The sequence below is a fragment of the Streptomyces sp. NPDC057654 genome (assembly GCF_042800135.1).
Classification (GTDB): domain Bacteria; phylum Actinomycetota; class Actinomycetes; order Streptomycetales; family Streptomycetaceae; genus Streptomyces.
The window spans coordinates 1-3,071 of sequence record NZ_JBHVHQ010000969.1 but is presented as its reverse complement, the minus strand read 5'-3'; the positions used below and the strand labels follow the sequence as shown (position 1 = coordinate 3,071).

Genomic DNA, 3,071 nt, shown 5'->3' with positions numbered 1-3,071 from the left:
GCCCCATCCACCGCCTGCTCCGGTCGGCGCCGATCAAGGAGAGCGACACCAATGAAGGTATTCATCGTGGGCATCGCCGGCGGCGTCGGGAGCCGTCTGGCCCGTCTGCTGACCGCCGCCGGCGACCGGGTCGACGGACTCTACCGCCGCCCTGAACAGGGCGAACGCCTCGCCACCGAGGGCATCCACGCCACCCATGGCGACCTGACCCGTCTCGACGCGTCCACCCTCGCCGCCCTCCTCCACGACACCGACGTCCTGGTCTTCGCCGCCGGAGCCGGCGGCGAAGGCGGCACCGCAGCCACCACCGCCATCGACGGCACCGGCCTGACCACCGCCATCGAAGCGGCCCGCCTCGCAGGCATCCGCCGCCTGCTCCTCGTCTCCGTCTTCCCCGAAGCCTGGCGCCACCGCGACATGCCCGACGCCTTCGAGCACTACATCGACGTCAAGAAGAAGGCAGACGCCGAACTGGCCGCCACCGACCTCGACTGGACCATCCTGCGCCCCGCCGCCCTCACCGACGCCGCGGGCACCGGCCGGGTCAGCCTCTCCCCCGCCCTGATCCACACCGACATCACCCGTGACGACGTCGCGGCCACCCTCGCCGAACTCGTCCACACCCCCCAGATCCACCACCGCATCCTCGAACTCGCCCAAGGCCCCGATCCCATCGCCGACGCCGTCCGCCGGCAGAACGGCAACCGACCGGCCGGCCTCCGCTGATCAGGAGTTCCGCCGGACGTACTCGGTGAGGCTCTCCCGGCGGCACAGTCGAGACGGTGCCGGACGCCATGCCGGAAAGGCGGCAGGGCGGCACAGGCCAGTAATCTGAGTCCGACGGTGCCGAAGCCGTCGAGGTTCCTCGGAGGAGGTACGCCATGAGCGCCGAGATGGTGGCGCCCGCGTGGATGCGTCAGCAGGTCGGCGCGGAGCAGTACGACTCCTGGTCCGAGGAGCAGTGTGCCGGCATCGAGATCGTGGACGGAATGGTCGTCGCGAGCCCCAGTCCGAGCCCCAGCGCGTCCAAGCGGCACAGCCGACTGGCCCGGATCCTGGCCAATGCCCTGGACAGCGCGGCGGGCCCGGACTGGAACGCCGACACGGACTTCGACGTCCGGTCGCAGGACGTTCCGCTCACCAACCGACGCCCGGACGTCGTCGTCTACCGGGCGGAGACCATCGACCTCACCCCTACCCGGCCCGAGCACGTACTCCTGGTCGTCGAGGTCGTGTCGCCCGGCTCGGAGACCACCGACCGGATCGTGAAGGTGGACCAGTACGCCAAGTCCGGCATCCCCTTCTACTGGCGAGTCGAGCAGGCCGCCACCGGCGTCCCGATCATCTACACCTACGTCCTCGACCCCGCCACCAAGGCCTACCGGGACGGCGAGATGTTCACCGGCACGCTCAAGGCTGCCGTGCCGTTCCCCGTCGCCGTGGACCTGGGGACCATCTGACGCCCGGCATCCGGCGGGCCGGTTCGCTTCGGGCATCCGCGACCGCGACGTGACCGCGACTTCGTGACCGCGACTGAGAGGCCCGCTGTGCACTGGCTCTTCGGGGATCAGCTCGGACCGCATTTTCTCGTGCCGGGTGAGAGCGGACCGGCGCGGGACGCGCCGTTGTTGATGATCGAGGCGCGGTCGGTGTTCCGGCGGCGGCGGTTTCACCGGGCGAAGGCGCATCTGGTGCTGTCCGCCATGCGGCACCGGGCGGCGGAGTTCGGGGAGCGGATGCGGTACGTGCGGGCGGACAGTTATCGGGACGGGCTCGCGCGGGTGGGGCGGGGGCCGGTGACGGTGCATCATCCGACCTCGTACGCCGCCGCGCGCCTCGTACGCTCCCTGCCCCAGGTCACCGTGGGTCCGGCACGGGGCTTCATGGTGCCGACGCGGTCCTTCGCCGCCTGGGCGGACGGGCACGGCGGGGCCGGGCTGCGGCAGGAGGACTTCTACCGGTGGGTGCGGCGCGAGCACGGCCTGCTGATGGACGGCGACGCGCCGGCCGGAGGGCGCTGGAATCTCGACCACGACAACCGGCGGCCGCCGCCGAAGGGCGAGGAGACGCTCGACGCCCCCGCCCCCTACCGGCCGCAGGAGGACGAGATCGACGACGAGGTACGGCACGATCTCGACCGCTGGGAGCGGGACGGTGACGTGTCCTTCGTCGGCAGGGACGGCCCGCGGCTGTTCCCCGCGACCCGCGCCGAGGCACGGGCGGCCCTGCGGCGGTTCCTCGCGCACCGCCTCGACGCCTTCGGCCCGTACGAGGACGCCATGCTGGCGGCCGACCCGGTGATGAGCCACAGCCTGCTGTCCTCCTCGCTCAACCTGGGGCTGCTCGACCCGCACGAGTGCGTTGAGCGGGCGGAGGCCGAGTGGCGGGCCGGGCGGGCGCCGCTGAACAGCGTGGAGGGCTTCGTCCGGCAGATCGCCGGCTGGCGCGAGTACGTATGGCAGCTGTACTGGTACTTCGGCGAGGAGTACCGCCGTTCCAACGCCCTGCGGCACACCGCCGCGCTCCCCGACTGGTGGAGCGACCTGGACGCGGACGCCGTACGGGCGCAATGTCTGCGCACGGTCCTGGCCCAGGTACGGGACACCGGATGGACCCACCACATTCCCCGGCTGATGGTCCTCGGCAGTTACGCCCTCCAGCGCGGCTGGGACCCGGACGCCGTCACGGACTGGTTCCACCGCTGCTTCGTGGACGGCTACGACTGGGTGATGGTCCCCAACGTCATCGGGATGTCCCAGTACGCGGACGGCGGCCGGATGACGACGAAGCCCTACACCTCCGGCGGCGCCTACGTGAACCGCATGAGCGATTTCTGCGGCCCCTGCCGCTACGCACCGGGCGACCGTACGGGCGAACGCTCCTGCCCCTTCACCGCCGGCTACTGGACGTTCGTACACCGGCACCGCGACCGGCTCCGCCACAACCACCGCACCGCCCGGCCGGTCGCCCAGCTCGACCGGCTCGGCGACCTGGACGTCGTACGCCGGGAGGAGCGGGAGCGGGGGGACGCGGCACCCTGACGGCCCCTTTGTTGGGCCGGTCGCGTGATC

General features: G+C 71.6%; 3 protein-coding genes. All 3 read left to right on the top strand.

Features of this window, described 5'->3' with window-relative positions; genetic code table 11:
- The first annotated feature begins 51 nt into the window (after positions 1-51).
- The 3 genes from ACFU99_RS39030 to ACFU99_RS39020 all read left to right on the top strand — a co-directional run bounded on the left by ACFU99_RS39030 (position 52) and on the right by ACFU99_RS39020 (position 3,041).
- Positions 52-726 carry an NAD(P)H-binding protein gene (locus ACFU99_RS39030; RefSeq protein WP_384402087.1) on the top strand — a complete coding sequence of 225 codons (675 nt, stop codon included), beginning with the start codon at positions 52-54 and terminating at the stop codon, positions 724-726.
- 155 nt (positions 727-881) lie between these two features.
- On the top strand, positions 882-1,460 hold the full coding sequence (locus ACFU99_RS39025) for a Uma2 family endonuclease (protein ID WP_384402084.1): 579 nt from the start codon (positions 882-884) through the stop codon (positions 1,458-1,460).
- Positions 1,461-1,547: 87 nt separating this feature from the next.
- Positions 1,548-3,041: a cryptochrome/photolyase family protein gene (locus ACFU99_RS39020; RefSeq protein ID WP_384402090.1), complete on the top strand. Its 1,494-nt coding sequence runs from the start codon at positions 1,548-1,550 to the stop codon at positions 3,039-3,041.
- Positions 3,042-3,071 lie beyond the last annotated feature (30 nt).

Excerpts from the sequence above, each read along its gene's own strand:
- ACFU99_RS39025 (WP_384402084.1), top strand. The coding sequence starts at position 882 with ATGAGCGCCGAGATGGTGGCGCCCGCGTGGATGCGTCAGCAGGTCGGC.
- ACFU99_RS39030 (WP_384402087.1), top strand. The coding sequence starts at position 52 with ATGAAGGTATTCATCGTGGGCATCGCCGGCGGCGTCGGGAGCCGTCTG.